This window comes from Lysinibacillus sp. CD3-6 (genome assembly GCF_006351725.2).
Classification (GTDB): Bacteria; Bacillota; Bacilli; order Bacillales_A; family Planococcaceae; genus Lysinibacillus.
The window spans coordinates 1,836,439-1,861,811 of record NZ_CP085880.1 but is presented as its reverse complement, the minus strand read 5'-3'; the positions used below and the strand labels follow the sequence as shown (position 1 = coordinate 1,861,811).

The following is a 25,373-nucleotide window of genomic DNA, read 5'->3' as shown; positions in this document are numbered from 1 at the left end:
TACTCTTTAGGTATATATTCATTTATAGTAAAAAATGTTGAAAACAAGAGCACTAACGAAAGCGCGCTATTATTTTAAATGTGCAGTCGCCTGTTTCATGACGTATTTCCCCACTCCAATATAAATAGCAACTGTTGCTCCGATCAATACGAATGTCATTGCTGACCGCTCCTTTTCTTATTAAAATTAGGCTAAAGCAACGAATGCCGTAGCGTGAATTAACTGATTTTGAAAATCATTCTCATTAATATAATATAAATTTCGCCCTATTTCGTCAAGACATACTTTCATCTTACCCTTTTAACATGGTAAGATGTAGAAAAGTCGGAAAAAGGATGCGGTAATGATGAGTAATTCGAAGTACTTTCAAACTATTTTAAACGGGACAATCCATGCATTGAAAACGATTCTCCCTATGGATATTCAAGTGAAAACACCAAGTATTATTTCAGAGCCCTTTCAACAACAGCAAATGGGTGTATTAATAGGCCTTATTGGAGATGTAAAGGGACGTGTAATCATAGATTCTTCCCCTGACATATTTAGTGGTATCGGCAGCTCTATGTTCGGCATGCCACTTGAAGGCGAAATGCTAGAGTCTTTTACTGGCGAGTTCGGAAACATGATAGCAGGTAATCTATGTACGGCAGTAGGACAAGAAAGCCTAGATATAGATATTACACCGCCAACTGTAATGGTAGGAAACACAAAATTATATGGTTTTGAAAAAGCATTTGTACTACCCGTTACGATTCCAGACGTTGGTGCACTAACAGTATTACTAACGATTGAGGAAGAAGTAATAAGAGCGTAATCTTAATTCTTTCAAACTATACATTCTATGCAATTATAGCTAGTATTTATGAATACGAAATCGTTATCTGCATAAAAAGGAGTTGGCTCTTATTTGAGTCAGCTCCTTTTGTATTTCAACTAATATTTCACATTTTTTTCACACAATCCACTCGGTTGTGTGATTTTTTTCACATCAAAATGAATGGAATTTTAATATCATGACTTTAAGAAAGCCACTATGAAAGCATAGGAGGGAGTAAAAAATGGCTAACAAAAAAAAGTCAGAAGATAATCTAAAAGGTTCACTTTATGGAGTATTTGGTATTGGCTTTATCATTATTTTAATTTGGATTTATTGCTTCAATTTATTCATTGAACGCTTTTAATTTTGCAGTAAAAAGAATCATTCCGTCAACAAGATGTAAGTAATACGACAGAGGAAGGACGACAGAGAGATGCATATACATAAATACGAGAAATATTGGCTTGTATTTGGAGTTGCTACTTTAGTTGCATTTCTTATTATTCTTGGGATTGGGGCGTTTCATCAAGGCTCTCATCCAAACAGTAATAAGAAAACCATAGATTATGAAAAAGTGAAGGAAATCGCGCCATTTACGAATCCAGGAGTACACAAGGTAGAAGGTAAGGATTGGGATTACGAAGTAGTCATTTTAGCATCTGCTTTCTTTTACAATCCACCCGAAATTGAAGTACCTCTTGGTTCAAAGGTAAAATTTATTGCGACAAGTGAAGATGTTATTCACGGATTTGAAATCGCAGGTACAAATATTAACATGATGCTTGAACCTGGCTATATATCTGAATACGTAGCAGAAATCAATCAAGCTGGAGAATTTTTAATTGTATGTAATGAATACTGCGGTACAGGACATACGCTTATGCATTCTATGCTAAAGGTGGTGGATCCAAATGAGTCTAAATAATAATTTGACAAAGGTGGATCGTCGTGATGCGAAACTAGCACTTGCCCATATTTATGTGGCTTTTATCGCATTATTATTAGGTGGTCTAGCTGGTTTATTACAAGTTTTTGTACGGTCAGGACAATTCACATTGCCTGCTGGTATTGGCTATTATCAAGTGTTAACTGTTCACGGCGTATTACTCGGTCTTATTTTAACAACATTCTTTATTTTCGGTTTCCAAATCGCTGGGGTTAGTCGTACATCTGGCACACTTTCAGATAAACAGCGATTACTTGGCTGGATTGGTTTTTGGTTAATGACAATCGGTACAGCTGCCGCTGCAGTGATGGTGCTATTAAATAAGGCAACTGTCCTTTATACATTCTATGCCCCATTGCAAGCACATTGGATTTTCTATCTTGGCTTAACGCTCGTAGTAGTCGGCTCTTGGATTGGTGCGGCAGGACAAATTTTACGTTACGTTCAGTGGCGTAAAGAACATAAAGGCCAAACGTCTCCCCTATTATCTTTTATGGTAGTAGTCAATAATTTACTTTGGTTTGTGGCCTCTTTAGGTGTAGCAGTTTCTGTTTTATTCCAACTGTTACCTTGGTCTCTTGGTCTCATTGAACGTGTTGATGTGTTACTTTCTCGAACATTATTCTGGTATTTTGGTCACGCACTCGTTTATTTCTGGTTATTACCTGCCTATATGGTATGGTATGTTGTTATTCCAAAAGTCATTGGCGGGAAAGTTTTCTCTGACTCATTAGCTCGCTTATCTTTCATGCTATTTTTAATCTTCTCTGTACCAGTTGGTTTACATCACCAATTAACAGAACCAGGTATTGATACAACATGGAAATTCATTCAAGTTGTGTTAACAATGGCAGTGGTTGTCCCTTCTTTGATGACTGCATTCTCCCTATTTGCCACGTTTGAACTACGTGGTCGTGAACTTGGTGGGAAAGGTATTTTTGGCTGGTTTAAAAAATTACCATGGAAAGATGCACGCTTCTTAGTTCCGTTTATCGGTATGCTAGCATTTATCCCTGGTGGTGCAGGTGGTATTGTCAATGCATCTTATCAAATGAACCAACTTATTCATAATACGATTTGGGTACCTGGACACTTCCATTTAACATTTGCTAGTGCAGTTGTCTTAACATACTTCGGTGCAGCGTTCTGGTTAATTCCTCATTTAACAGGTCGTACACTGACGAAGTCGTTAAACTCGCTTGGTATTGCTTCTGGTGTTTTATGGGGCGTCGGTATGACTATTATGTCGGGAGCAATGCATATTGCAGGATTACTTGGTGCTCCCCGTCGCTCTGACTATTCAGAATATGGCGGTGCACAACAAGCGTATGATTGGATTCCATATCAAATTGCTCAAGCTGTTGGCGGTACTATTTTATTCATTGCGATTTTAGTTATTACGTATGTTGTCATTAAACTAGCTTGGTTTGCTCCGAAAGGCGAAGAGGAATTCCCTATTGGGCCAATCCATGAAAGCAGTGGCCCAACACCACCAATTCTTGAAAACTTTAAAGTATGGCTCGTTATTTTAGTCGCATTAATCATTTTTGCATACACAATTCCAATCTTTGATATTATCTCGAACTCACCAGCTGGCTCAAAAGGCTTTAAGCTGTGGTAAATGATTATTTGCAAAGCAACAAGCGATTTCTCAATGTAGAGAAATCGCTTGTTTTTTGGAACGTTTTTTTAGATTTATCTTTATAAATATTTGTTTCACTAAAGCTATGTTAGCGGAATAAGAAGTTTCGTTTCTAAATAAAGCGATATTTACGTGAAAATTGCGTGATTACCAAAATACTCGTTAAACCAACAATGAAATACCATATTGTATTAAAAGGAACTATATACATTAATAAACCAAATAAAATAGCTGTTAAAAAACTAACTGTAATTGATTGTACTTTCGTAATGTTATCTTGAATTAAATAATATAAAGTGAATGGTAGTGCTAAAGTAAATAACGGAATATAAATCGTTACAATAGATGTTTCAATGAGAGATATTGAAAGCACAGCTATTATGAAGCCTATGGACGTAGTAAGTGTTCTCCCCACAAATACTTTACCAGTAAAATAGCCGTATAGCAGAATAAACATAAGCGTTAAACTGGAACAAATCCCCGTGATTAAAACAAATGAATGACCTATGAAGAAAGCTGCTATCGAGAAAAAAACGAAAGAAACGAATGGCAACAGCAATATGGAAGGACACTGAACTTCTTCTATATTTATGACATTTGTAAAACCTATAAGAAGTATTAAAGTAAATGGAACCGCCAAATATCCTAATTCAAAATGTTTACCTAGAATAATATGACTAACCTCGAGGTGTCCAAATATTAAGATTACAAGTGACGCACTGATTTGACCAAGTAACCCTAAAGTGCTTGATAATTTAAAAGCATGAGTAAGCTTATTCGTAATTACAATTAAAACAACACCTATAAATAAAGCGAAATATAACAAATTTCCCCCTCCTAAAATAATTTTTTCAGATTTAAATCCTCTAATTCCAAATTATACATTATTTTTAAAAAACAGGAGCTAATACTATAGTAATTTGCATTTCATTAATAAACATTAAAAGGATGTATCACCTATTCAAAGAATTCCCCCATTTCCAAAATTGGAAAAAAGCTCTCATTTAAATTAAGAACGAATTTTATGGGATAATGTTACATATTAAAGTCCACAAACCGTCGTTTGGTAACATACCTTAAAAAATATTATGCAATAAAATGGCACGATTGTGGAATAAGAATGAAACAAATGTGTACTGCTTTGGTATAAATAGTGAAACAGAAAATAACCATTTCAGCACATTTATTTCGTGAATATGCCCATTAGCGTTGTAAGCAGGATTGTTACACAAAGGTGGTATCAGTTTACAATGGTAAGTAAAAAGATGTTACCAAACGACGAGTTGGAAATGTTATACTTAATCAAAAAGTAAATTAATGTTATAAAATATAAAGTTTTGGAGGTATTTAAATGAGCTCTTGTTCATTTATAGCAACAAATTTTGAAATGCCTGAAATAGAATCCAAAGCAAAGTATATTACGGTCAAAGAAGCTATTGAATTAGAAATAAAACCGCATGAATTGGTACCTTGGGAGAAGATGGATCCGAATACCCAAGTATTATTTGTTGAAAATAAAGAGGATTTAAATGAGTTAGTCATTAATAAAGACTGTTACTATAATGTAAGTGAATATACTGGATATCCATTTATATATGAAGTAAATTTTAGCTATTCAGAATTAAGAGTAAAGCAATTATTGGATTACTTAAAAGCCAATATTAGAGAAGGACAGATAATAGAACTATGGCGAGTATGGATCGGTCATGATAATAATGAACTAAATATACCGTATAGTAGGTTTAATCATAACGAATTATCTCTCAATCATCTGTTACAAATGTACAATTGGAACAATGCAAACTATAAACAACAATATTGTATAGTATTAGAAAGATAATATTGTTGTTGTGGAAGTAACGTTTCCCAATTGTAGCTTTTCTACTTGTTAGGCAATCTTAGAAAGAGCTACGCTATCCTTTAGTTTAAGGGCAAGCGAAGCTCTTTTAAAAATTTCTTAATACTTTAGTTAATTTACCTTTTAAGCAGGTTAACAGATCAAGCATCTAAGCGTCAGTTGCTTTGCCAGTTACCTTAAAGAGTGTTATTTCTTAGAAATCAAATGACTTCACGCCGCTTCTAAAAAACAAAAGTATATAATAAACTGCTCATTGACACTCGGCTACATGTCATTATGCTCACCCTCTTAAACACATATGAGCACTGATTCTTTCCACAACGCCCAATTGTTGAAAATCAGATTACCTTGTATTTGGGACGTTATGAAGTTTATTTATGTATTTGTTATAAATCCTATAAATCCTTGCTGTACTAATATGACGTGTTACTGTCTCTTTTCAACAAATAACAAAATTAATGTTGCCAATGGACCTAATACAAGTGAAAGTAGGAACCAATTTAACCCTGTTCTATTTTTCCCTTGTGCAAGTGCAGCATTTATCAATGCCAATGTACCCCAACCTACGAAATATTGGTTATCCATCCTCTGTCCCCCCCTTTTACATTTAACTATACTACAATGTTAGATGAAAAAAGCTCCCAAAGAATCGTCTAGTTACATTTACAAAAGCATGTTATTCAATAATCTAACCCTCTAATGAAAACGAGCGCTAATCCTTATTATAGAATCGCGCCGATTGTTGAAAAATCCTGTTATTATGATTTTTGTTACAGTTCATAAACAAAGGGAAATTTGCCATCTACAAATTATTTCTTTTTTATTTTCCCTTCCACTTTACTTTGGTTTTCAGCAACCCTAAATTTTACTATTTGACTAATTAATCCATAAGGGATGGGTTTTCCAATTGGGAATTGAACTGCACCTTTAGAGGTTTTATATCCCGATAATTCATGCTGAAAATTATTAATCCCGCTTGAAGTTGGGTAGAAGCCTATATGGTTTTTGTAAGCAGCAAAATGTACCAGATTTCCGTTTAATACAAAAGTAGGCATTCGGTAACTTATTTTTTCCTCGGCATTTGGTGCTGATTCTTTTATAACCTTTCTTATTGTTTTTAATATTTCTTGAATCTCTTGAGGATATTGTAAAATATATTCATCAATTGATTTAGGAATGTTTTGTTCCATAATATTCCTCCTTGTAAATTTAAGTATTTAAAGGATTTTAAACCACTTTAATATTAAAGTAAATATTCTTTATCTATTTCTCACTCTCCCCTATTTTAAGTATCTTCTGTTGCATGAACCTCAACTTCTCCAATGCAGTTTATTTTAAGTACAAACATCCACCATCTTTTAGATGTTATCATGCGATATTGACTAATAGATACCAATACTATTTACACTATTAAAATTCTGATATTTTAGATAAAAATACATCTATTGTAACTGTTAATCAAAATTCAGAATTGTTAGAATATTATTAATTACCAAGAATACACTTAAAACCTAATTTCTTTCAGGAGGGATACAAATGAAGCAAAAGTTACATTTAATTCCGTTTCAAGTGAATGAAGTGTTCGAAGTGGTCGAAGTGGTGCCAGAAGGTATTGAACTTATTGCAGCACCAAAAGTTTGGGAGAATTCTAAAGGAAAGGGGATTACTGTTGCGATATTGGACACAGGCTGCGACGTCACCCATCCTGATTTGAGTGGGCGTATTATCGGTGGGTGGAATTTCACTCATGATGATGATGGACAACCTGATCGATACATCGATTATAATGGCCATGGAACCCATGTAGCTGGCACAATTGCTGCAATTAATAACTACACAGGAGTAGTTGGTGTTGCACCTGAGGCAAGTTTATTGATTTTAAAAGTGCTTGATAAAAATGGATCAGGTCAATACGACTGGATCATAAATGGTATTAACTATGCAGTTGAACAAAGGGTGGATATCATCTCCATGAGCCTCGGAGGTTCTGTCGATGTACCTGAGTTACACCAAGCTATTCAAAACGCAATCACTAATCAAATACTAGTCGTTTGTGCTGCTGGTAATGAGGGGGATGGACAGAGTTCTTCAAATGAATTGGCCTATCCTGCCTGCTACAATGAAGTCATCAGCGTCGGTTCCATTAACCTGCAACGCAGATCTTCTTATTTTTCAAATTCGAATAATGAAGTCGACTTAGTTGCCCCTGGTGAAGAAATCCTTTCAACGTATTTAAACGGAAATTATGCAAAACTAAGCGGAACTTCGATGGCAACACCGCATATATCTGGTGCACTTGCACTCATAAAAGAGAATGCCAACAGAAACTTTGAGCGAAATCTGACAGAGGCTGAACTGTATGCACAATTAATAAAAAGAACGATTCCTTTAGGAAACTCGCCAAAACTCGAAGGCAACGGAATGCTGTACTTAACAACAGAGGAGTACTTATCGGATGTATTCAACCAAAAATTATCTGGACAGGCGTTGAAAATATAATGGAAAAACTAGATTTGCTATACTGTGAATGGGAAACGGCCAAGTCAGACTTTTTAAACTATCAGGAAAATCGACCCTATTATGACGAAAAGAAAGATAAGGAAGTCAGAAATCAATACTATCATAGCATTTCATTCACGAATACTTCTCTTTTAGACAGCCTTCACACATTGCTCAAAAAAACACATACAGATCAGTTAAACTATAGCCCGCACCGTTATGTGTACCCCTGGGTTGATTTACAGGAAAACGGTTCATTAAAAAGTCTTTATTCTGGAAAAAGGATGGACCCCCTTTCTGTCATAGAGGAGGACGTTCGGCTCCACGAAATGCAGGCAAAAGGGTTAATGAGCATCTTATCGGATAATCTATTTAACTGTGAACATGTAGTCCCTCAATCATGGTTCGATAAAAAAGAACCGATGAGAGGAGACTTGCATCATTTATTCGCCTGCAATCCTACCTGCAATAGCAGTCGCAGCAACTACCCTTATTACGATTTCCATGATTATATCCCTGAAGGATTCATTTTTGGAATCAAAGATGGCTGCGGCAAAGCTGAAGAAAGTAAATTCGAACCAGAATACGGCAAAGGAATCGTTGCTAGAGCAACACTCTATTTCCTAATTCGCTATCCAAACATAATAAAAAAAGAACTAGAGAATATCTCCTTGTTGTTAAAATGGCATCAATCTTTTCCAGTATCTATCTATGAAAAGCATCGCAACCTAGCTATCCATGAACTTCAAGGCAATCGGAATCCTTTTATTGATTTTCCAGGGATAGCAGAATGTATTGTAACAAATTAAACAACACTAATTCCCTTATAATCGTACAAAAGAATTAGTGTTCGCTTTTTTAATATTAAACGCCAATAAAGGTATAATTTCTACATGTAGTAGGTTGAGATATTAAGGGTGATTGGACATCTTTTATTCCAAAAATTCGTTTCAAACGAAAATAAAGGAGATGGTTCCAATGACAGTTTATGAGTCTATAACGCTCATGTTTAGTTTCGCTACACTTATTGTAACGATTCTTGCGTTGTCATTTACTTTTTCAAAAAAAAAGTAAATCACCCTCTATATCTTAAAGGATAGGGTGATTTACTAGCGCCAATCGCCTTTAATGTAATCATCTAAACCCGCACTATCTCATTACCTTTAATAGAAACTATCGCTGGTCACTTTTGGTGTATTTTTTACATATTCAATAAATCTTCAAGGATATGTTGCAAACCTTATTATTCTTCCCCTTTGATACTTCTGGTTCTTTAAAAAAATTAGTAACATGAATAAACGTCTCTTCTGTTTCCTTATTTAAATTAAGGAAAATTAGTTGATGGTTTGCATTTACCTTTAATGCAATATCCAAAAACCTAGTAGCGTTATATTTGCTTACACAATTCCAACCTTCGAAATTATTTCGAATTCACAAGCTAGCTCAAAAGGCTTTACGCTGTGGTAAAGCAACAAGCGATTTCTCTATAATGAGAAATCGCTTGTTTTTTATAGCTGATAAAGCTTCGTATATTTTTCTTGTAAGTAGTTTGCCAGATATTTGGCATTTAAGCCTTCTCCTGTCGCCTCTTGAAGTAGCTCAAACGGCTTTTTCAATGCACCGTATTGATGTACTTTGTCTGTTAGCCATTCTCGAATTGGTAGGAGCTCGCCATTTGCCAGTAAGTCATCGAAGTTTGGAAGATCTTTGTCCATCGCATGTTTCCATTGCGCTGCATAAATCATCCCTAATGCATAGGATGGGAAGTAACCAAACATGCCTCCTGCCCAGTGCACGTCTTGTAAAACACCTTTGGCATCGTTGTCAGGTCGGATGCCTAAATATTCTTCGTACTTAGCATTCCATACTTCTGGAAGGTCTTTTGCTTGCAAGTCCCCATTGAACAAATCACGTTCAATTTCGTAACGAATCATAATATGCAGTGGGTATGTTAGCTCATCCGCTTCAATTCGAATTAACGATGGCTCCACCATATTAATGGCACGTAAAAAATCAGCTAATGGGACATCTCCAAATTGTGCTGGCGAATGCTTTTGCAAGCGCTCATAGTTTTGCTCCCAAAACTTTTCATTGCGACCAACCAGATTTTCATAGAATAGTGATTGCGATTCATGAATGCCTGTCGATGTCCCCATTGCTAATGGCGTACCTGCTAGTTTGGCATCAATATTTTGCTCATACATTGCATGCCCACATTCATGAATTGTGCCGAAGATCGCAGAACGGAAATCATGCTCATCATATTTCGTTGTAATACGTGCATCTCCGTGATTGATGCCAATCATGAAAGGGTGAACACTTTCATCTAAGCGACCCGCTTCAAAATCATAGCCAAGCTGTGTTAGCATTTCTAATGATAATGCTCGTTGCGACTCTCTTGGAAATTGTTTAAATAACATCGTTGTATCTGGTTTATTTGGAGAAGCTGCGATTTTTTGAACAAGTGTTACTATTGTTTCGCGTAATTCACCAAATACTTGATCTAATACATCCGTCGTCATATCTGGTTCATAAACATCGAGTAACGTATTGTATGTAGAGCCATTTTTAACGCCCCAATATTGAATAAATTTCTTTTGCCACTCAATGATTTGCTCTAAATAAGGTAAAAATTGTGCAAAATTATTTGTTGCTTTTGCTTCTTCCCAAACGGTTTCTGCTTTTGCTTGTAAAATAACATATTCTTTATACTCATCAGCTGGAATTTTTTTATTTTGATCGTAATTTTTGCGTACTTCCTCTACTAAACGTCGTGTTACATAGTCCAACTCTGTTTTTTGTGCTTCTAAAGTCGATAGTAGTTCTCCTAATTGCTCGCTCGTTTGCATTTCAAATAAGGAGGCCGATAATGTGCCTACTACTTCTGAACGCTGCGCTAATCCCTTCTTTGGAGCACCCGTGCGCATATCCCAATACATCACACCTAGCGCTTCCTGATAGTGCTGCATTTTTTTCACATAGTCTGTAAATTGCTGTACCGTCATATCCATTCATCCCCCTTTTTTCACCTTATTAGTTTAGCATATTTTCGAATATTTTGTTTATTTTGGACTTTTGAATTTTGAAGAAAAGCCCTCCTGAAAATTTAATGAAATCTTTGTATAATAAAAATCACCTAGAGACTACTAAAAAAGAAAGAAGGGTTTTAAATGAAGTATTTTTGGTATTTTATTATCGGAGGCTTAATTGGATTACTACTTTCATACATTGCAACTGAAATATCACGGACAGTGGCTTTTTTAACCTTGTGCATTGTAGCGGTCATAGCCTTCTATATTAAAAAGAGTGCCAGTCACTCAAACAATTCTGGCGATTAAACAATCTAAATAAAATGCCAGTTTAGTGTTTATTGACTAGCTAAGTAATAATCCACGGAGACTCCTGCGGGAACGCGCCTCCCCTAGGCAATTTCTGATTCTATCGGCGGTTCACTTAGTCCTAGCAGCGATTTCGGTAGGTTAATCGGCGGTTTTCATAGGTTTACCAGCGATTTCTATGATTCTATCGGCGGTTCGCGCAGTTCTTCCGTCGATTCCCCCACATGGGTAATAGTCTCTTATTTAAATCAAACGAAAAGTAGCTCCCTTCTATATGAAGGGAGCCTCTATTTTAAATTGGGGATTTCACGTTCATGTTCGGTTTCCAATCAAACATATTAATCATATGACGTTGGGGAGCGTCTATATGAATACTCGTTAAATATTTTGGCAAATTTGCAATACTTGCTTAACGGCTTCTGCTGATTGATTGAGTGCCGTTTTTTCTTCATGTGTCAGATGCAATTCAATGACCGATTCAATGCCATTGCCACCTAAAATTGTCGGTACACCTAAAAATAAATCACTGTAGCCGTACTCCCCTTCTAAAAGGGCGATTGAAGGAATAATTTTTCGCTGATCCTTCATTATTATTTCGACCATTTGAGCACAGGCTGCTGCTGGTGCATAATAAGCACTGCCATTTCCTAATAAACCAACAATTTCGCCACCGCCTTTACGTGTACGTTCGACGATTTGCTGTAGTCTATCTTGCGGGATAAGCTTTTCTAATGGGATGCCTCCTGCATAGGAATAGCGGATTAATGGCACCATTTCATCACCATGTCCTCCTAATACAAATCCAGATACATCTTCGGGGGCAATTTGTAGCTCTTGTGCTACAAATGCATTAAATCGCGCGGTATCTAACACACCCGATTGGCCGATGATACGATTTTTGGGGAAGCCTGTTTCCTTATAGCAAACATACGTCATCGCATCTACAGGATTGCTTAAAACGACCACAATACTATTTGGCGCATATTGTTTTATTTGTTGCGAAACATGCTGAATAATTTTCGCATTTGTTGTAACTAAATCATCTCGACTCATCCCGGGTTTACGAGGAATACCTGCCGTAATAATAACGATAGTTGCACCTGCAATATCCTCATAATGACTTGTTCCATGTATGGATACATTAAATTTTTCAATCGGTCCTGTTTGTAATAAATCCAATGCCTTTCCTTTTGTTGGATTTTCGGCTTCTGGAATATCTACCAATACAATGTCGCCTAATTCCTTCTGTGCCAAGAATAAGCTTAATGTTGCACCCGTGTGACCAGCTCCAATAATAGCAATTTTATTTTTTCGAAATGCCATTATACATCACCTCAATTGTCCGTAGCTTCTGTCGTTTTTTTAGCACGCGCAGGTGTTGGTGCTGGCTTTTTCTTTGGTGTTTCTGAACCTTTAATCATATTGAATACTTCCTCATCAGGTCGAGGAATGACATGGGCACTTAATAATTCTCCGACACGCTTAGCTGCCGCCTTGCCAGCATCGACTGCTGCTTGAACTGATCCAACGTCCCCTTTGACGACGACAGTCACGATACCACCATCCACAAATTCTTGTTTGACAATCGTCACATCAGATGCCTTAATCATTGCATCTGCCGCCTCGTAAGAGCCTACTAATCCCTTTGTTTCTATCATGCCAATTGCACTACTCAATGTCTTCACCTCGCATAACATCTGTTGAATCTATAATTCCTATTACAACTGCATCAATAGGAAGTGGATTGTCTTTCATAATATAACGGGATGATCCCCCACTCGTTATGAGCACATCATCGCCAATGCCTGCCCCTATACGATCAGCTGCTACCATTTCCGTGCGAATTGGCTGCTGATTAGAATCAATTGGTTGAATAATTAATAGCTTTAAGCCATTCAATCCTTCTTCCTTGCGTGTTGCCCATACGCTTCCTATTACTCTTCCCATCTGCATGAACTCACCCTCTTTATGTTGCATAGATAATACTTATTATTCAGAGCGAATCGTTAATTTTTTATTCAGCTCTCGTAATTTGTCATAAGCTAGTGCCGTAACGATAGTTTTTTTCGGCACAACTATTTCTTGCGCTTCTATTTCAAGCACTTCCAACTGTGAAAGAAGCTTCTTGTCAAAATGATAAACCGATTGTTTTACAGGTGGTTGCTTTACAACGAGCGGACGTTCTTTCACAGTTATCGCTTCAATCGCTTGACCATTGATGATTTCAGCCAATGCGCCTTGTTGGATTAAGCCTGCATTTGCTTCATCAGTATCGATATGCATTTCCAAACGATAGCGCTCAGACACCCGAATCAACACATTGGATAAAGTAATAGGTCGTATTCCTTGAACCTTGATTTGCACTGATTGCCCATCCACTACTTGGAACCTCAACCCATCTGACGGTGACATATGAATATGCGCTTGCGCAATAATCAACCCTTCTGTTAGTACTGCACTGCCTTTTGGCCCAATTAACGTAACAGGGCTGGAGCCTTTAATGTCTCCAGATACTCTTAATGGTGGCTTGACGCCGAGCTTCATCGCATCTGTCCAGCTAACTTCAACTTGTGTTAAAGTGCGTGCTGGACCTAATATGCGAACCCTTTCAATAGAGCCTTTCGGTCCCGCAATAACGACCGTTTCTTCAGCTGCAAATTGGCCTGGCTGTGACAGCTCAAACTTAGGTGTTAATTGATAGTTCTCGCCAAAAAGTTGCTCTACTTCTGCCTGTGCAAGGTGGACATGTCGCGCTGATACACCGATTGGAATTTTACCGTCGTCGTGTGGGGAAGGCTGATTTTTTAATACTTGCTGTAATACTTCTTCTACAATTTTTTGCACTAATTGTTCCTGCATCAAACCTCCTCCTTATGAAAATGTTTTAACAATTCTCCCCTGAGCTTGCTGTTGAATAAAGCCTGCATTCGCTTCATCTGTATCGATATGCATTTCTAAGCAAAAATCATTCGATACACGCACGACTACACCACGGAATGTTACAGGTCTTTCGCTTTCAACTACTACAGACACTAATTCATTATTGTGGACATCCAATGCTTGCGCATCTCCTTCTGTCATATGAATATGCGCCTGTGCAATAATAACTCCCTGCTCAATCATAATTGCTTGTTGTTGGTTAATTAATTTGATGCTTGCTGAATTTGCAATATCCCCCGATTGTCTCAAAGGAGGGGTTACTCCTAATTTCATCGCATCTGTTCGACTTATTTCCACTTGGGTTGCCGCTCTTACTGGTCCTAATATACGTACATTGTGAATAATACCTTTTGGTCCTTCTATGGAGACACGCTCATTCGCTGCAAACTGTCCTGGCTGCGAAAGGTCAAAATCTTTCGTTAACGTTGCGTTTGGACCAAACAATGCCTGCAAATCCTCTTCACTAACATGTACATGGCGAGCTGAAATGGCAACTGGAAATGCTTTAGATTTTATGTTCAAGCTAGCCACCTCTAAATCTAGTAACTTATTTTTCTTATGATAGACATCCATTGGTACTTACGCTTCTGCTTTTGGCAAGATTAATTCCAATTCGTTATGTGGGCGTGGAATTACATGAACAGAAAGCAGTTCTCCAACACGTTGCGCTGCTGCTGCACCTGCATCTGTAGCTGCTTTTACTGCGCCTACATCGCCTCGCACTAAAACCGTAACAATTCCGCCACCAACATGTACTTTCCCTACTAAATTAACACTCGCAGCCTTTACCATTGCATCCGCCGCTTCAATTGCTCCTACAAGACCTTTTGTTTCTACCATTCCTAATGCTGTACTCATTTGTCATTCCTCCAAATTATTTAGTTTGTAATGTGATTTGCTTTAATACTTGATCGACAATTTGTTGCACCACTTCTGTATCCAGTGATGGTGCTTGCGCCTTAATATTTTCTACTACTGGTTCAATTTCCAATTCCGGTTTTGGCACCTCTATATCTTTAATGCCATATGCCATGCGTTTTATATTCAATAAATGTCTAGCTGTAATATTATCGGACGTAATATTGCCCCCAAATGTACCACAGCCTAATGTAAAGGATGGGGCTAATCCAGTTGTTCCACCAACTGCGCCAATCGACGATAACGTGTTAACGACAATACGCGACACTGGTAAGTCGAGCGAAAACTGCTCTGCTAACGCTGCATTTTCCGTATGGATAGAACATGAATGACCACGTCCTCCAATATTCAATAAATCAATCATCACTTGTTTTGCCTCTGTGCTGTCCTCTACTGTGTAGAACGCAAATATCGGTGAAAGCTTTTCTAGTGAAAATGGAATATTTTTACCGATCATCGTCTCCAACCCAACAAGTACTTTCGTCTCTTCTGGCACGACAATACCGACTAAATTGGCCAAGCTCACTGCTGATTTCCCAACAATTTGAGGGTTTACTTTTCCTGGCACAGGAGAAATCAGCTTCTCCATCTTCAACTTCTCTTCAGCGTTTAAAATATACGCATGCTGTTTCTTTAACTCGGCTAAAACTTGCTCTGCAATCGCTTTATCCACGATAATGGCCTGCTCTGTTGCACAAATGGTGCCATTATCAAACGATTTACTTTGTACTAACTGACGACTAGCTTTTTGAATATTGGCTGATTTTTCGATGTAAGCTGGCACATTTCCTGGTCCTACTCCATACGCAGGTTTTCCAGAGCTGTATGCCGCTTTTACTAACGCACCGCCACCCGTCGCTAAAATTAAATGTATATTAGGATGCTTCATTAATTGCTGTGTCGCTTCCATTGAAGACATTGTTAAACATTGCAACAATCCTTCTGGTGCACCAGCTTTTTCCGCTGCTACTCTACAAATCTCTAAAGCTTCCTTTGTACATTTAACAGCATAGGGATGTGGGCTAAGGACAAGACCATTTCTTGTTTTTAATGAAATAAGTGTTTTAAAGATTGCGGTTGAAGTAGGATTCGTTGTTGGCACAATCCCTGCAATAACACCAAATGGGCTTGCAATCTCTGTCACTTTTTTTATACGGTCAGTGCCTATAACGCCAACAGTCTTTAAATCCTTTATATCTTCATAAACATCTCTCGAAGCAACTTCATTTTTCATTTTTTTATGATTGGGGATACCCATCCCAGTTTCTTGTACTGCCATTTTGCCTAATCGTTCTGCCTCTTTAAATGCGGCATCCGCCACAGCCTTTACGATGGTATCCACTTGTTGCTGTGAATATTGCATATAGGCTGCTTGTGCTGTATTTGCCTGTCTTACGGCATCTCTCATTTCCTGAATGGCTAATAAATCTTTATCTAAAGAAGCCATAAAGCCGCCTCCTTTCTAAATAACTGGATTTCTCGCAACATTTTCGATTGCTTCTCTAAAAGCATCTGCCGCAGCTTGACATGAAGACTGACTGCCACTCACTATGCCACCACCAAAGTTCGTTTCTGAAGGTGGACCAAAAAATAGTTTTAGCTCTACATCCGCTGCCTTTAATGCGGCATCTAAACCAACGACCGCCTCAAGTGGTGGGGCGATTAAGTAGGCGAGCGCCGTGCCAATCTTCACATCTGCTAGCTCGGCCAAATAGGTGCCACAGCTTGCAACAGTATGCGCAAAAAGAGCATGGCTGTCATTGCCATTAATGGCTTCAAAATACGTATCGAATTGAATTTTTTGTTCAATTGCATCTAGCCCACTGCGTATTTCGTCTGGTGAGCTGCCCGCGATAATGCCAATCATTTCACCTGATAAGGGACCTGAGGCATGTGCTGCTCCTGCATAGAAGCTTTTTGCATAAACGACATCCACAGCAGCTTTTTTTGTCGCCTCGTCTAATGCTACATAACCGACATCATCGATTGTTAGTGTGACAAGCCCAATGCTATGTTGATTTGGCTTTAACTCAAGCTGTGCTGCTAATTCACGATTCACTCTAGGAATCATTTGCATTGCTAAAATTTCAGCCATAATTTTTTGAGGATTCATGGCTTTCCCCCTAACTTTCTTTAGCGACAAGATTTACGCCGCTTGCCTTGTATTGCAATATTTTTTGAACGACTGTACCTAAATAGGCACCTGCCTCAAGAGGCGGAATACCACCTTTATGAATGTTTGAAATAACCATTCGATCCGCTTCTACTGTACCTATTCTCGGCTGATAACATAAATACGCACTCATCGACTCTGCTGATACAAGGCCAGGGCGTTCCCCAATAAGGTAAACAATGACCTCTGCCTGCAGTAGTTCTCCGATTTCATCCATGAGGGCAACACGCCCTTTATCAATATAAAAAGTGGTGCCTATTTCAATATTTAAATTGCTAAGACTTTGCTGTAATGCTAAATAAACATCTTGCACATTTTCTTCTATCGCACTTGCACTTAAGCCGTTAGAAATAATGATCTGTACTGTTGGCCGTGCTTTGCAAGATGATTGAATAAGTGCTTTCGATTCATCCGATAAGCGACGACCTAAATCTGGTCGCGTAATATATTCTTCTTTATCCGTTACTCGTGTTGTAACTTGAAAGATATTCAATTTTTGTAATAGCTCTTCTGTCACTTCACCATATACGGCATCAACTGCTGCTGCATGATCAAGGCGGAACTTTAACCAAGTTTTTGTTTTTGGTCTTGTTCCCGCTCTACCTACACCAATTCTGGCAGGTGTATGTTTTTTTGCCGCTTGTACACTTTCCGATTGATTTTCCTCTTCAAATTGAAATGCTTTAGTAGGTTCCCCTGTTGAAGAATGCTCTACAATCGTTGCACTGTGCGACTTTTGTGTAGAGGATGCTTGTTGATAAAGCTTAATCAACGGTTGATCTGATGTTGTCATTGGATTCGATTGTTCTTCAAAACGATTAGCAGCTGTTTCATAAAACTTAATAAGTGGTTCTTTCTGTCCTACCGTAGGCGTCGCTTGTTGTTCAGATGAATCGTTTGATGAATCATTATTCATTTTCTCCATAACAAGCTTTGTAATCATGGATACTAGCTGCTCATTCAATGGTTTCACCTACCTTTCAAATATCGATAAATCGCCAGCTCTAGCTGAAAGTCGTCCATCTTCGTAAATGCCCATTTTTTCTAACCAAACTAAATACTCAGGCGCTGGTTTTTTACCAAATGTTTGAAGCAATGTTGCAACATCATGGAAACTCATTGACTGGTAGTTCAGCATAATATCGTCTCCCATCGGCGCTGCAATAATAAAGTTCACACCTGCTGCGGTTAGTAACACGCTTAAATCTTCCACATCATTTTGGTCTGCCTTTATATGATTTGTGTAACAAATATCAACACCCATTGGAATGCCGTGCATTTTACCCATAAAGTGATCTTCGAGCCCTGCCCGAATAACTTGTTTATTGTTATATAAATACTCTGGGCCGATAAAACCAACAACGGTGTTGACAATATACGGATTAAAATGTCTAGCAAATCCATAATTGCGTGATTCCAGTGTTACTTGGTCAATGCCCATATGTGCTTCGGCCGAAAGCTCCGAGCCTTGCCCTGTTTCAAAGTAAAATAAATTCGGTCCCGTTCCCGTTCCTTGTTTTTTCACAAGCTCCTCTGCTTCTTGAATTAAGTCTGCAGAAATACCAAACGAGCGGTTGGCAATTTCAGTACCAGCAATACTTTGGAAAATCATATCTGCCGGGGCCCCTTGCTTGATGGCCTTCATTTGAGTTGTAATATGTGCCAATACACAGTTCTGTGTAGGGATCGACCACTCATTGATAAATTCTTTTGTAGCATGTAAAACTTTTTTAACACTTTCGACCGAATCGTCTACAGGGTTAATACCAATAACGGCATCGCCGATTCCATAGGATAATCCCTCTTTTAAAGAGGCAATAATGCCGTCAATATTATCTGTTGGATGGTTGGGCTGTAGCCTTGAGGAAAGCGTCCCCTTTTGCCCAATCGTAATATTGCACGTTGAAAGGATTTCTACTTTATTAGCCGCATGAACCAAATCCAAGTTAGACATGAGCTTCGTGACAGCTGCAATAATTTCTGAATTCATGCCTTTACTTAAGCGCTTTAACTCTCGATCGCCTGTATTATTTGATAAAATGTATTCTCTAAGCTGCTCAATGCTCCAATTTTTTATTTCTCCGTAAATTTGCTCATTGATATCCCCTTCAATAATGCGTGTGACCTCATCATTTTCTGGAGGAACTAAAGGATTCTCTCGTATATCCTTCACGAGTAATTCGCTAAGCACAGCTTTTGCTGCAATGCGTTGTTGTACTGATTCGGCAGCTATACCCGCTAGCCGATCGCCTGATTTTTCTTCATTGGCCTTGGCCATTACGTCTTTTAATGAATGAAAATTATATTTTTCTCCACCAAATATCACCGATAGATTCACATTCATCCTCCTTACTTTGAGTGGAAAGCTAGTGTTTTGACAACAACAGGGACAACACCAGAAGGTAGCACTTCCCCAATGTCAATATAATCACCTGTTTCTACTTTAATTTGATCAATGCATAGTATAGGAACCGTCGAATTAAGCGCTTGTATCGTTTGCCCTATAACCTTTGCATAATCTGATTGAATGACTATGATAATTGGTATGTCCTTGGAGCTTCTTGTTCCTAAGTGCTGTAAAATGGCCTCGCATAATGTATGGACATCCTGAAAGCTTAAGTAAGGTAACTCACTAAAATAAAGGGCAAATGGGGAGTGATTGTCCTCTATCGAAAAGAGTGCATCTGCTCTTTCCACTGCCGTCTTTACCATATGGTCGAACGCTTTTGATGCAGAATTCATATGACAATTAAATACTGGAACATTTTTTAACGGCAATACATCGGCATCTACTTGAATGGTCGCACCACTAATTTCAGTTGTTTGCATCCCCGCACCCGTCACAGTTGCTCTTGCAGTTTCTTGTGGCTGTAACCATAAAAATGTTTGTAATTGCTCATGCTGTAAAAGCATACTTGCTAGTTTTTCACCGATATCATTATACTGACGCTGTGAACAATCATCATGATAAATACAGGAAGCTACTCCACCTGAAAAGACGATAGCCTCGACTGGCTTTTGCCAATTTGGCAAATGACCTAATAACAATGGATGCTCGGCATCAATTTCTTGCCCACTCAATGTTTTAGCTAAGAAGCACACCATTTCTTGAATAAGCAACACAACGCGAGCATCGTCTGCCGAATCCCCTAGCTGTAATGGATTTGGCCAGTTCTCCATGAGCTTCTTAATGGGTGGTGAAATGGAAAGGATCTTGCCATGATGAAATTCAATTAATCTACCACCAACATGCAATGTACATGTACCAATGACTTCACCGAACTGCATAACTGCGATATTAGCTGTACCCCCACCAATATCGATATTGGCGATGACTTTGCCTGTGTTTTTTGACAGTTGGACAGTACCTGCACCTTTAGCGGCAATAATCCCTTCTAAATCTGGCCCTGCAGTCGCAACTAAAAAATGACCTGCTGTGTCAGCAATTGCATGGACAACCTCACTAGCATTTTCCTTCGTAGCGGATTCACCCGTAATTATGATGGCCCCTGTGGATATAGCCGTAGGTGAAATTTGAGCAAGCTCATATTGCTGAAATATAAATTGTTCTATCTGTTCCATATCGATCATGTCATGATTGACAAACGGCGTTTTAATAATAGGACTTTGATGTAACACTGTTTTTTCAATTATTTCTATCCGCGGCACATGTGTCACACCAGCAACGTTTTTTAACAGAAAACTACTAACAACCATCTTTGTTGTACTTGTCCCAATATCAATGCCAGCACTAAAAATTTTTTCTGTTTTCAACTTATGCCTCCCTCTATGTGACTACGGATAATAAATGAGATAGGGACTATCGCTTTCGTTAACAAATTCCCTAATTTCCTCGTCTGAATTGAGCTGAATTAGCGGTGCAATATACTCAATGCCAAGCATTTGCCATGCAGATGTTTGGACGATTGGACCGTGTGTCATCACGTTTTTTAATAATGTTGTTGCTCGCTCTATATCAGCAAGTGGTGCATCAATTTTAGTAATAACACCAATTTGCATTTTAGGAATGCCTAAGCTAAATTGTGGTGGAAAAACACTTCTTGAAGATGTTGCATCTTGTAAATAAATTACATGTGTCACTTCAAGCGATGTTGCCATAATATTTCTGTAATACATTGGATTTTCTATATATTCTCCAGGTGTATCAACAATCCAGTCATCAAAAACGAGTGCTTGCGTTTTATTAGCTTTGCTATCTTTGCCGAGTAGCACATTCATTAGCGTTGACTTACCAGCTTGCACACCGCCTATTATCATTACTCGATTTTTCATATGGCACATCCTATGACTTCGTTATTTTAGATGGCGTATAGCCTAGCATTTCTGAAAGAAAACGATTAATTTCTAACATCGCCATTTCAACCTCAGAGACACTGCCCACGATAACGAGACTGCCAGTAAAACGATCTAAAAACCCCAGTTTTACATTTGCTGCCTTTGTAGCTATGTCCCCAGCAATAATGACTGTTTCACTCGGTGTACAAGTCATAATGCCAAGTGCACCCGCTTCTTGAATACCAAGCTTTTGAAACATATCAGGATCAGGATTTGCAATGAGATGACTCAATGTAAGTTGCTTACCTGGGACAAATTCCTGAATAAATCGTTTCTTTTCTTCACTCATACGTCATCACCTCTTTCTATCAAGACTTTTGATCTGTTAAATACTCTCCCTCTTTAATAATGCCTGCCTTGCGATCATCTTGTTCCAATTTCAAAGCTGTCGGTACTGATAGCTTATAGGCAAAGAATATGGCAATAATACCAGCTAAAAGCTTCCCTGCCATTACAGGTAAAATAATTGTCGGCTGAAAATTGGCTGTAAATGATAAATGATCTCCTAACAGGAATGCCGAACAAACCCCAAAGGCAATGTTGATTACTTTATCTTTTGGTGGCATCTGACGCACGAGTGTAAACATAGCTAAAATATTTGCGCTTGTCGCTAAAATCCCCGCACTTCCTACTGATGAAAGACCTAATTTTTTCCCTGCTGTTTCTAGCGGCTTAGAGGCATATTTTCGGATTAAATACACCATTGGGAAGGCACCTGCTAACATAATGCCGATATAACCAGCCGTTTCTAATGCACGGAATTGATCTACACTATCTGCCATGATCGGATCAAAGCCCCATGCCCCAAAAATCTTTGTGAAAAGTCCAGTAAAAATTTCAACAATCGAGAACACAAGTACAAGCTTAATCGCCGCATCCATTACACGCCCGAAAATCATAAAGCCTTTGATCATGCCATTTGGAATAAGCTTTAGCCCTAACGCAATTAAGATAACGAAAATAAATAAAGGCAATAAATTAAGTAATATTTGTAAAACAGAAATGGCAAAAACATACGTCGGTGCAGATGTAGTACTAATGACTTCCCGAACCTCTGTATTAAACATGACAATCATGATTGATGAAATAAATGCACCAATCGGAATTGTTAAAACGCCCGCCATAATTCCTAATGCCATATACTTATGATCACGCTTGTCTAACATCGCAAGCCCCATAGGAATGGAGAATACAATTGTTGCACCTGACATAAACCCAACCACAAGTGCCATCACCCATCCTTCATAGGATTCCTTCAAGGCATTTGCTAATTGATATCCCCCCATGTCCGACGCTAAAATTGTTGTCGCGGCTATGGCTGGATCAGCTCCAATCCATTCAAAAACTGGACTAATAAAATGACTAATAAACCACGTTAAGTAAGGTATAGCTGCCATGATTCCTGCTGCGGGTACAAAAATATGACCTACAGTATGGAGTCCATTCATAAATTCTTTTCCAATCCCATACTCCGCATCTCGAATTGCTCCGATTGCTCCTAAAACGGCACAAATCATAATAATATAAACGATTATCGTTCCTATCATCGCCATCTTACTCATCCCCCCTTTTGTTTTTTTATATAGAAAAAAAGACGCATTAAAGAAAAAATCTCTTTAAGCGTCTTTGCTTCAACTATTCACTTGTAACGTATTGATAATTCGTTTTGCGATTGTTACCATTTCCTGCTGACTTTGCATACTCTCATTGCGAATTTTTTTATAAGCCTCGTCTTCGCTAAGTTTTTCTGATTGCATCAGTAAGCCTTTCGCTCGTTCGATTAATTTCCGCTTATCTAATTCACTTTGCTTATGCAAAATTTCACCGTTTAGCCGATTGAATTTATCAATTTGATGAAATGCCACTTCCAATGCTGGCAGGACATTTTTCTCGGAAAACGGTTTCATAACATAACCTAAAATATTATCCTGTTTCATGTACAATAACAATTCTTTTTCGCTGTAAGCTGATATAAAAAGGACTGGTATACCTAACTGCTGTTCTATAATTTTACTTGCTTTTAAACCATCTAGCTTTGGCATTTTAATGTCCATCAATATCAACTGTGGCTTATGTGTAAAAGCTAGCTCAATCGCTGATTCTCCATTATTTGCTTGTGCAACGACTTCATAGCCATTATCCTCTAGCATAAATTTCAAATCAATGGCAATAAGTGATTCGTCTTCAACAATCATTACTTTCCTAGTCATTTAGGATAAATACCTCCTCACTTACAGGAAACTGAATTTGAGTATGTGTACCTTGTTCACTAGGGATAATTGTAAATGTGCCAGCTAAATCATATTCGACAAGTCTTGTAATAATCTCCATTCCAAAAGATGCCTTCACCTCTTGCATACCAACGCCGTTGTCGGAAATATGAAGTGAAATAAAGGATGCATCTTGAAGAAATTGAATATCGATTATACCTTCCTCGCGATCGATAAAAGCATACTTTAATGCATTTTGTAGCAATTCACAAATGATTAAAGCGAGAGAAACAGCTTTTTTCGCATGACAATATAGCTGAATTTCATCATTATGGAACACTAATTGAATAAATGGTGTATTCGTAGTTCCAACCATTTTATGCCCTATCTTTTTAGACAAAGCGATAACATCAACTTTTTCTTCTGCATTATCCTCATTTTCTAAAATAAGCTCATAGACAGAGGAAATACTATATATTCGATTTAATGCTTCTTGAAAAGCGCTTGCATTTGAAGCTGCTAAGTCATTTCGCATTTGCAATCGCAATAGACTTGTAACCGTTTGTAAATTATTTTTCACACGATGGTGAATTTCTCTAATAGCAAATGTCTTCATCATCAGTTCATTTTCTTTCAGCTTTAACTCTGTTAGATCATGAATGATAAGAAGTGTGACTTTATCATGTTGACTGCGTATTGGTATTTTTTTCACTATAAACGATTTACGATCAATCGTAACTTCTAAGAAAAAGACATCATCGCCTTTATCATAGACTTCTTGTAAAAAAGGTAAAATTTTGTCCAATGCTATATTGTCAAAATGCTCTAGCCCTGAAAGCTCCGTAATAAAACGATAGCCCGCTGGATTGCTATAAATTACTTTATTTTCATGATTCGTAAGTATAATTGACTCTACTAATAAATCAGACACAACAGGAATTGGTTGCGTATTAGGTTCGACGATATGCTCAATTAAAGCAAAAGGCATATTTGCAAAATCATCCTTTGGTGCAGTTTGCATTTTAACCTTTTTTTCTTGAATCAACACGGCAATAACCTGTCCTTCGTCATTAAAGACTGGGACTACATTTTGTTCAACGGTGATACCTTCTTGTGTGATACCTCTAGAAATTGACGATTTTTCTTTATATTTAAAAGCTGCAAATACTGCAGGTTCAAAGCTTTCAAATACGAATTTGCCAATTACTGATTTCTCGTATAAACCAATTTCTTTTGTAGGGAATGCCTCTGCTATGACGATTGCATGTGGTAAATTTTCTACCAAGCAATCTATAAACATATAGCAATCTGTCAATTCAGCATAATAGGATAGTGTCGTTTCAAGCTCTACTAACTTCTCAATATCTCTATTTGATAAGTTTGTATAGCTACTACATAATGTTTGAATGCTCGACAGGCCCACCCCCTACCATAGAATACTCACCAGTGAGCGTAACTATTCCTTAAATTTCTTGTCATCATTATAAACCTTTTGTAAAATTATTTTCAAGAAGAAAAATTTAATGTTTTAATCAATTACACCACATTACAAAGAACTATATAGTTTAAAAGAGAAATATTCAACACTTTTTTCGACACTATATTAATATCGTGTCAAAATTACTATTTCTATATATTTAAAAAAGCGAGTTTGCTTCGATGGCAAACTCGCTTAT

At 37.8% G+C, this 25,373-nt stretch carries 28 protein-coding genes; 8 read left to right on the top strand and 20 right to left on the bottom strand.

The features are described from left to right. The first annotated feature begins 346 nt into the window (after positions 1 to 346). The 4 genes from FH508_RS08940 (at position 347) to FH508_RS08930 (ending at position 3,384) form a co-directional block, all read left to right on the top strand. On the top strand, positions 347 to 814 hold the full coding sequence (locus FH508_RS08940; RefSeq protein WP_172770987.1) for a chemotaxis protein CheX: 468 nt from the start codon (positions 347 to 349) through the stop codon (positions 812 to 814). Positions 815 to 1,058: 244 nt separating this feature from the next. Next, positions 1,059 to 1,181 (top strand): hypothetical protein, encoded by a 123-nt coding sequence (locus FH508_RS23930; protein ID WP_255639709.1) that lies wholly within the window; start codon positions 1,059 to 1,061, stop codon positions 1,179 to 1,181. 69 nt (positions 1,182 to 1,250) lie between these two features. Further along, entirely contained in the window at positions 1,251 to 1,742 is a 492-nt protein-coding gene (locus tag FH508_RS08935) for a cupredoxin domain-containing protein (protein ID WP_172770986.1), read from the top strand. After that, positions 1,729 to 3,384 carry a b(o/a)3-type cytochrome-c oxidase subunit 1 gene (locus tag FH508_RS08930; RefSeq protein ID WP_172770985.1) on the top strand — a complete coding sequence of 552 codons (1,656 nt, stop codon included), beginning with the start codon at positions 1,729 to 1,731 and terminating at the stop codon, positions 3,382 to 3,384. Before FH508_RS08935 ends, FH508_RS08930 begins: the two co-directional genes overlap by 14 nt. Before the next feature lie 133 nt (positions 3,385 to 3,517). Here the strand turns inward: FH508_RS08930 and FH508_RS08925 are convergent, their stop codons facing one another. Beyond that, complete coding sequence (locus tag FH508_RS08925) at positions 3,518 to 4,231, bottom strand: MraY family glycosyltransferase (RefSeq protein ID WP_172770984.1); 714 nt, start codon at positions 4,229 to 4,231, stop codon at positions 3,518 to 3,520. 525 nt (positions 4,232 to 4,756) lie between these two features. Between FH508_RS08925 and FH508_RS08920 the strand changes: the two genes are divergently transcribed. Continuing rightward, the gene (locus FH508_RS08920; RefSeq protein ID WP_172770983.1) at positions 4,757 to 5,245 is read left to right on the top strand and encodes a magnesium transporter; all 489 of its coding nucleotides are present in this window, start codon (positions 4,757 to 4,759) and stop codon (positions 5,243 to 5,245) included. Positions 5,246 to 5,689: 444 nt separating this feature from the next. Here the strand turns inward: FH508_RS08920 and FH508_RS08915 are convergent, their stop codons facing one another. Further along, positions 5,690 to 5,848: a hypothetical protein gene (locus FH508_RS08915; protein WP_167395904.1), complete on the bottom strand. Its 159-nt coding sequence runs from the start codon at positions 5,846 to 5,848 to the stop codon at positions 5,690 to 5,692. 224 nt (positions 5,849 to 6,072) lie between these two features. After that, a complete protein-coding gene (locus FH508_RS08910) occupies positions 6,073 to 6,453 on the bottom strand; it encodes an iron chaperone (protein ID WP_172770982.1) in 381 nt (126 codons plus the stop codon). Between the two features lie 346 nt (positions 6,454 to 6,799). On the opposite strand from FH508_RS08910, the gene FH508_RS08905 reads away from it, so the two are divergent. The 3 genes from FH508_RS08905 (at position 6,800) to FH508_RS24100 (ending at position 8,836) form a co-directional block, all read left to right on the top strand. Continuing rightward, positions 6,800 to 7,762 (top strand): S8 family peptidase, encoded by a 963-nt coding sequence (locus FH508_RS08905; RefSeq protein WP_172770981.1) that lies wholly within the window; start codon positions 6,800 to 6,802, stop codon positions 7,760 to 7,762. Then, positions 7,762 to 8,571, top strand: a complete 810-nt coding sequence (locus tag FH508_RS08900) for an endonuclease I family protein (RefSeq protein WP_139860725.1) — start codon at positions 7,762 to 7,764, stop codon at positions 8,569 to 8,571. The genes FH508_RS08905 and FH508_RS08900 overlap by 1 nt, the downstream gene beginning before the upstream one ends. Before the next feature lie 160 nt (positions 8,572 to 8,731). After that, positions 8,732 to 8,836 (top strand): putative holin-like toxin, encoded by a 105-nt coding sequence (locus FH508_RS24100; RefSeq protein ID WP_370635715.1) that lies wholly within the window; start codon positions 8,732 to 8,734, stop codon positions 8,834 to 8,836. 434 nt (positions 8,837 to 9,270) lie between these two features. Here the strand turns inward: FH508_RS24100 and FH508_RS08895 are convergent, their stop codons facing one another. The 17 genes from FH508_RS08895 to FH508_RS08815 form a co-directional block, all read right to left on the bottom strand. Then, entirely contained in the window at positions 9,271 to 10,767 is a 1,497-nt protein-coding gene (locus FH508_RS08895) for a carboxypeptidase M32 (RefSeq protein WP_305068712.1), read from the bottom strand. A gap of 711 nt (positions 10,768 to 11,478) precedes the next feature. Further along, positions 11,479 to 12,423, bottom strand: a complete 945-nt coding sequence (gene mdh, locus FH508_RS08890; RefSeq protein WP_139860179.1) for a malate dehydrogenase — start codon at positions 12,421 to 12,423, stop codon at positions 11,479 to 11,481. 11 nt (positions 12,424 to 12,434) lie between these two features. Beyond that, positions 12,435 to 12,776 carry a BMC domain-containing protein gene (locus FH508_RS08885; RefSeq protein WP_139860181.1) on the bottom strand — a complete coding sequence of 114 codons (342 nt, stop codon included), beginning with the start codon at positions 12,774 to 12,776 and terminating at the stop codon, positions 12,435 to 12,437. Next, positions 12,769 to 13,053 (bottom strand): EutN/CcmL family microcompartment protein, encoded by a 285-nt coding sequence (locus FH508_RS08880; RefSeq protein WP_139860183.1) that lies wholly within the window; start codon positions 13,051 to 13,053, stop codon positions 12,769 to 12,771. Before FH508_RS08880 ends, FH508_RS08885 begins: the two co-directional genes overlap by 8 nt. Before the next feature lie 36 nt (positions 13,054 to 13,089). Beyond that, positions 13,090 to 13,959: a phosphate propanoyltransferase gene (locus FH508_RS08875; protein WP_139860184.1), complete on the bottom strand. Its 870-nt coding sequence runs from the start codon at positions 13,957 to 13,959 to the stop codon at positions 13,090 to 13,092. A 12-nt stretch (positions 13,960 to 13,971) separates the two neighbouring features. Next, complete coding sequence (locus FH508_RS08870; RefSeq protein WP_172770979.1) at positions 13,972 to 14,613, bottom strand: phosphate propanoyltransferase; 642 nt, start codon at positions 14,611 to 14,613, stop codon at positions 13,972 to 13,974. A gap of 6 nt (positions 14,614 to 14,619) precedes the next feature. Then, positions 14,620 to 14,898, bottom strand: a complete 279-nt coding sequence (locus FH508_RS08865; protein ID WP_024363388.1) for a BMC domain-containing protein — start codon at positions 14,896 to 14,898, stop codon at positions 14,620 to 14,622. A 16-nt stretch (positions 14,899 to 14,914) separates the two neighbouring features. Continuing rightward, positions 14,915 to 16,405 (bottom strand): aldehyde dehydrogenase family protein, encoded by a 1,491-nt coding sequence (locus FH508_RS08860; RefSeq protein WP_172770978.1) that lies wholly within the window; start codon positions 16,403 to 16,405, stop codon positions 14,915 to 14,917. A gap of 15 nt (positions 16,406 to 16,420) precedes the next feature. Then, positions 16,421 to 17,071: an ethanolamine utilization microcompartment protein EutL gene (eutL, locus tag FH508_RS08855; protein WP_172770977.1), complete on the bottom strand. Its 651-nt coding sequence runs from the start codon at positions 17,069 to 17,071 to the stop codon at positions 16,421 to 16,423. 10 nt (positions 17,072 to 17,081) lie between these two features. Next, the gene (eutC, locus tag FH508_RS08850; RefSeq protein WP_228134463.1) at positions 17,082 to 18,095 is read right to left on the bottom strand and encodes an ethanolamine ammonia-lyase subunit EutC; all 1,014 of its coding nucleotides are present in this window, start codon (positions 18,093 to 18,095) and stop codon (positions 17,082 to 17,084) included. Between the two features lie 9 nt (positions 18,096 to 18,104). Further along, positions 18,105 to 19,475: an ethanolamine ammonia-lyase subunit EutB gene (locus FH508_RS08845; protein WP_172770976.1), complete on the bottom strand. Its 1,371-nt coding sequence runs from the start codon at positions 19,473 to 19,475 to the stop codon at positions 18,105 to 18,107. A gap of 5 nt (positions 19,476 to 19,480) precedes the next feature. Further along, positions 19,481 to 20,905, bottom strand: coding sequence for an ethanolamine ammonia-lyase reactivating factor EutA (locus FH508_RS08840; RefSeq protein WP_172770975.1), 1,425 nt, complete (start codon positions 20,903 to 20,905; stop codon positions 19,481 to 19,483). A 21-nt stretch (positions 20,906 to 20,926) separates the two neighbouring features. Then, positions 20,927 to 21,424, bottom strand: a complete 498-nt coding sequence (locus FH508_RS08835; protein ID WP_172770974.1) for a EutP/PduV family microcompartment system protein — start codon at positions 21,422 to 21,424, stop codon at positions 20,927 to 20,929. 10 nt (positions 21,425 to 21,434) lie between these two features. Continuing rightward, positions 21,435 to 21,776: an ethanolamine utilization microcompartment protein EutS gene (gene eutS, locus FH508_RS08830; protein ID WP_172770973.1), complete on the bottom strand. Its 342-nt coding sequence runs from the start codon at positions 21,774 to 21,776 to the stop codon at positions 21,435 to 21,437. A 19-nt stretch (positions 21,777 to 21,795) separates the two neighbouring features. Then, entirely contained in the window at positions 21,796 to 23,040 is a 1,245-nt protein-coding gene (eutH, locus tag FH508_RS08825) for an ethanolamine utilization protein EutH (RefSeq protein WP_172770972.1), read from the bottom strand. Positions 23,041 to 23,118: 78 nt separating this feature from the next. Further along, positions 23,119 to 23,697 (bottom strand): ANTAR domain-containing response regulator, encoded by a 579-nt coding sequence (locus FH508_RS08820; protein ID WP_228134462.1) that lies wholly within the window; start codon positions 23,695 to 23,697, stop codon positions 23,119 to 23,121. Continuing rightward, positions 23,690 to 25,120, bottom strand: a complete 1,431-nt coding sequence (locus FH508_RS08815; protein ID WP_228134461.1) for a sensor histidine kinase — start codon at positions 25,118 to 25,120, stop codon at positions 23,690 to 23,692. The genes FH508_RS08820 and FH508_RS08815 overlap by 8 nt, the downstream gene beginning before the upstream one ends. Positions 25,121 to 25,373: the final 253 nt, after the last annotated feature.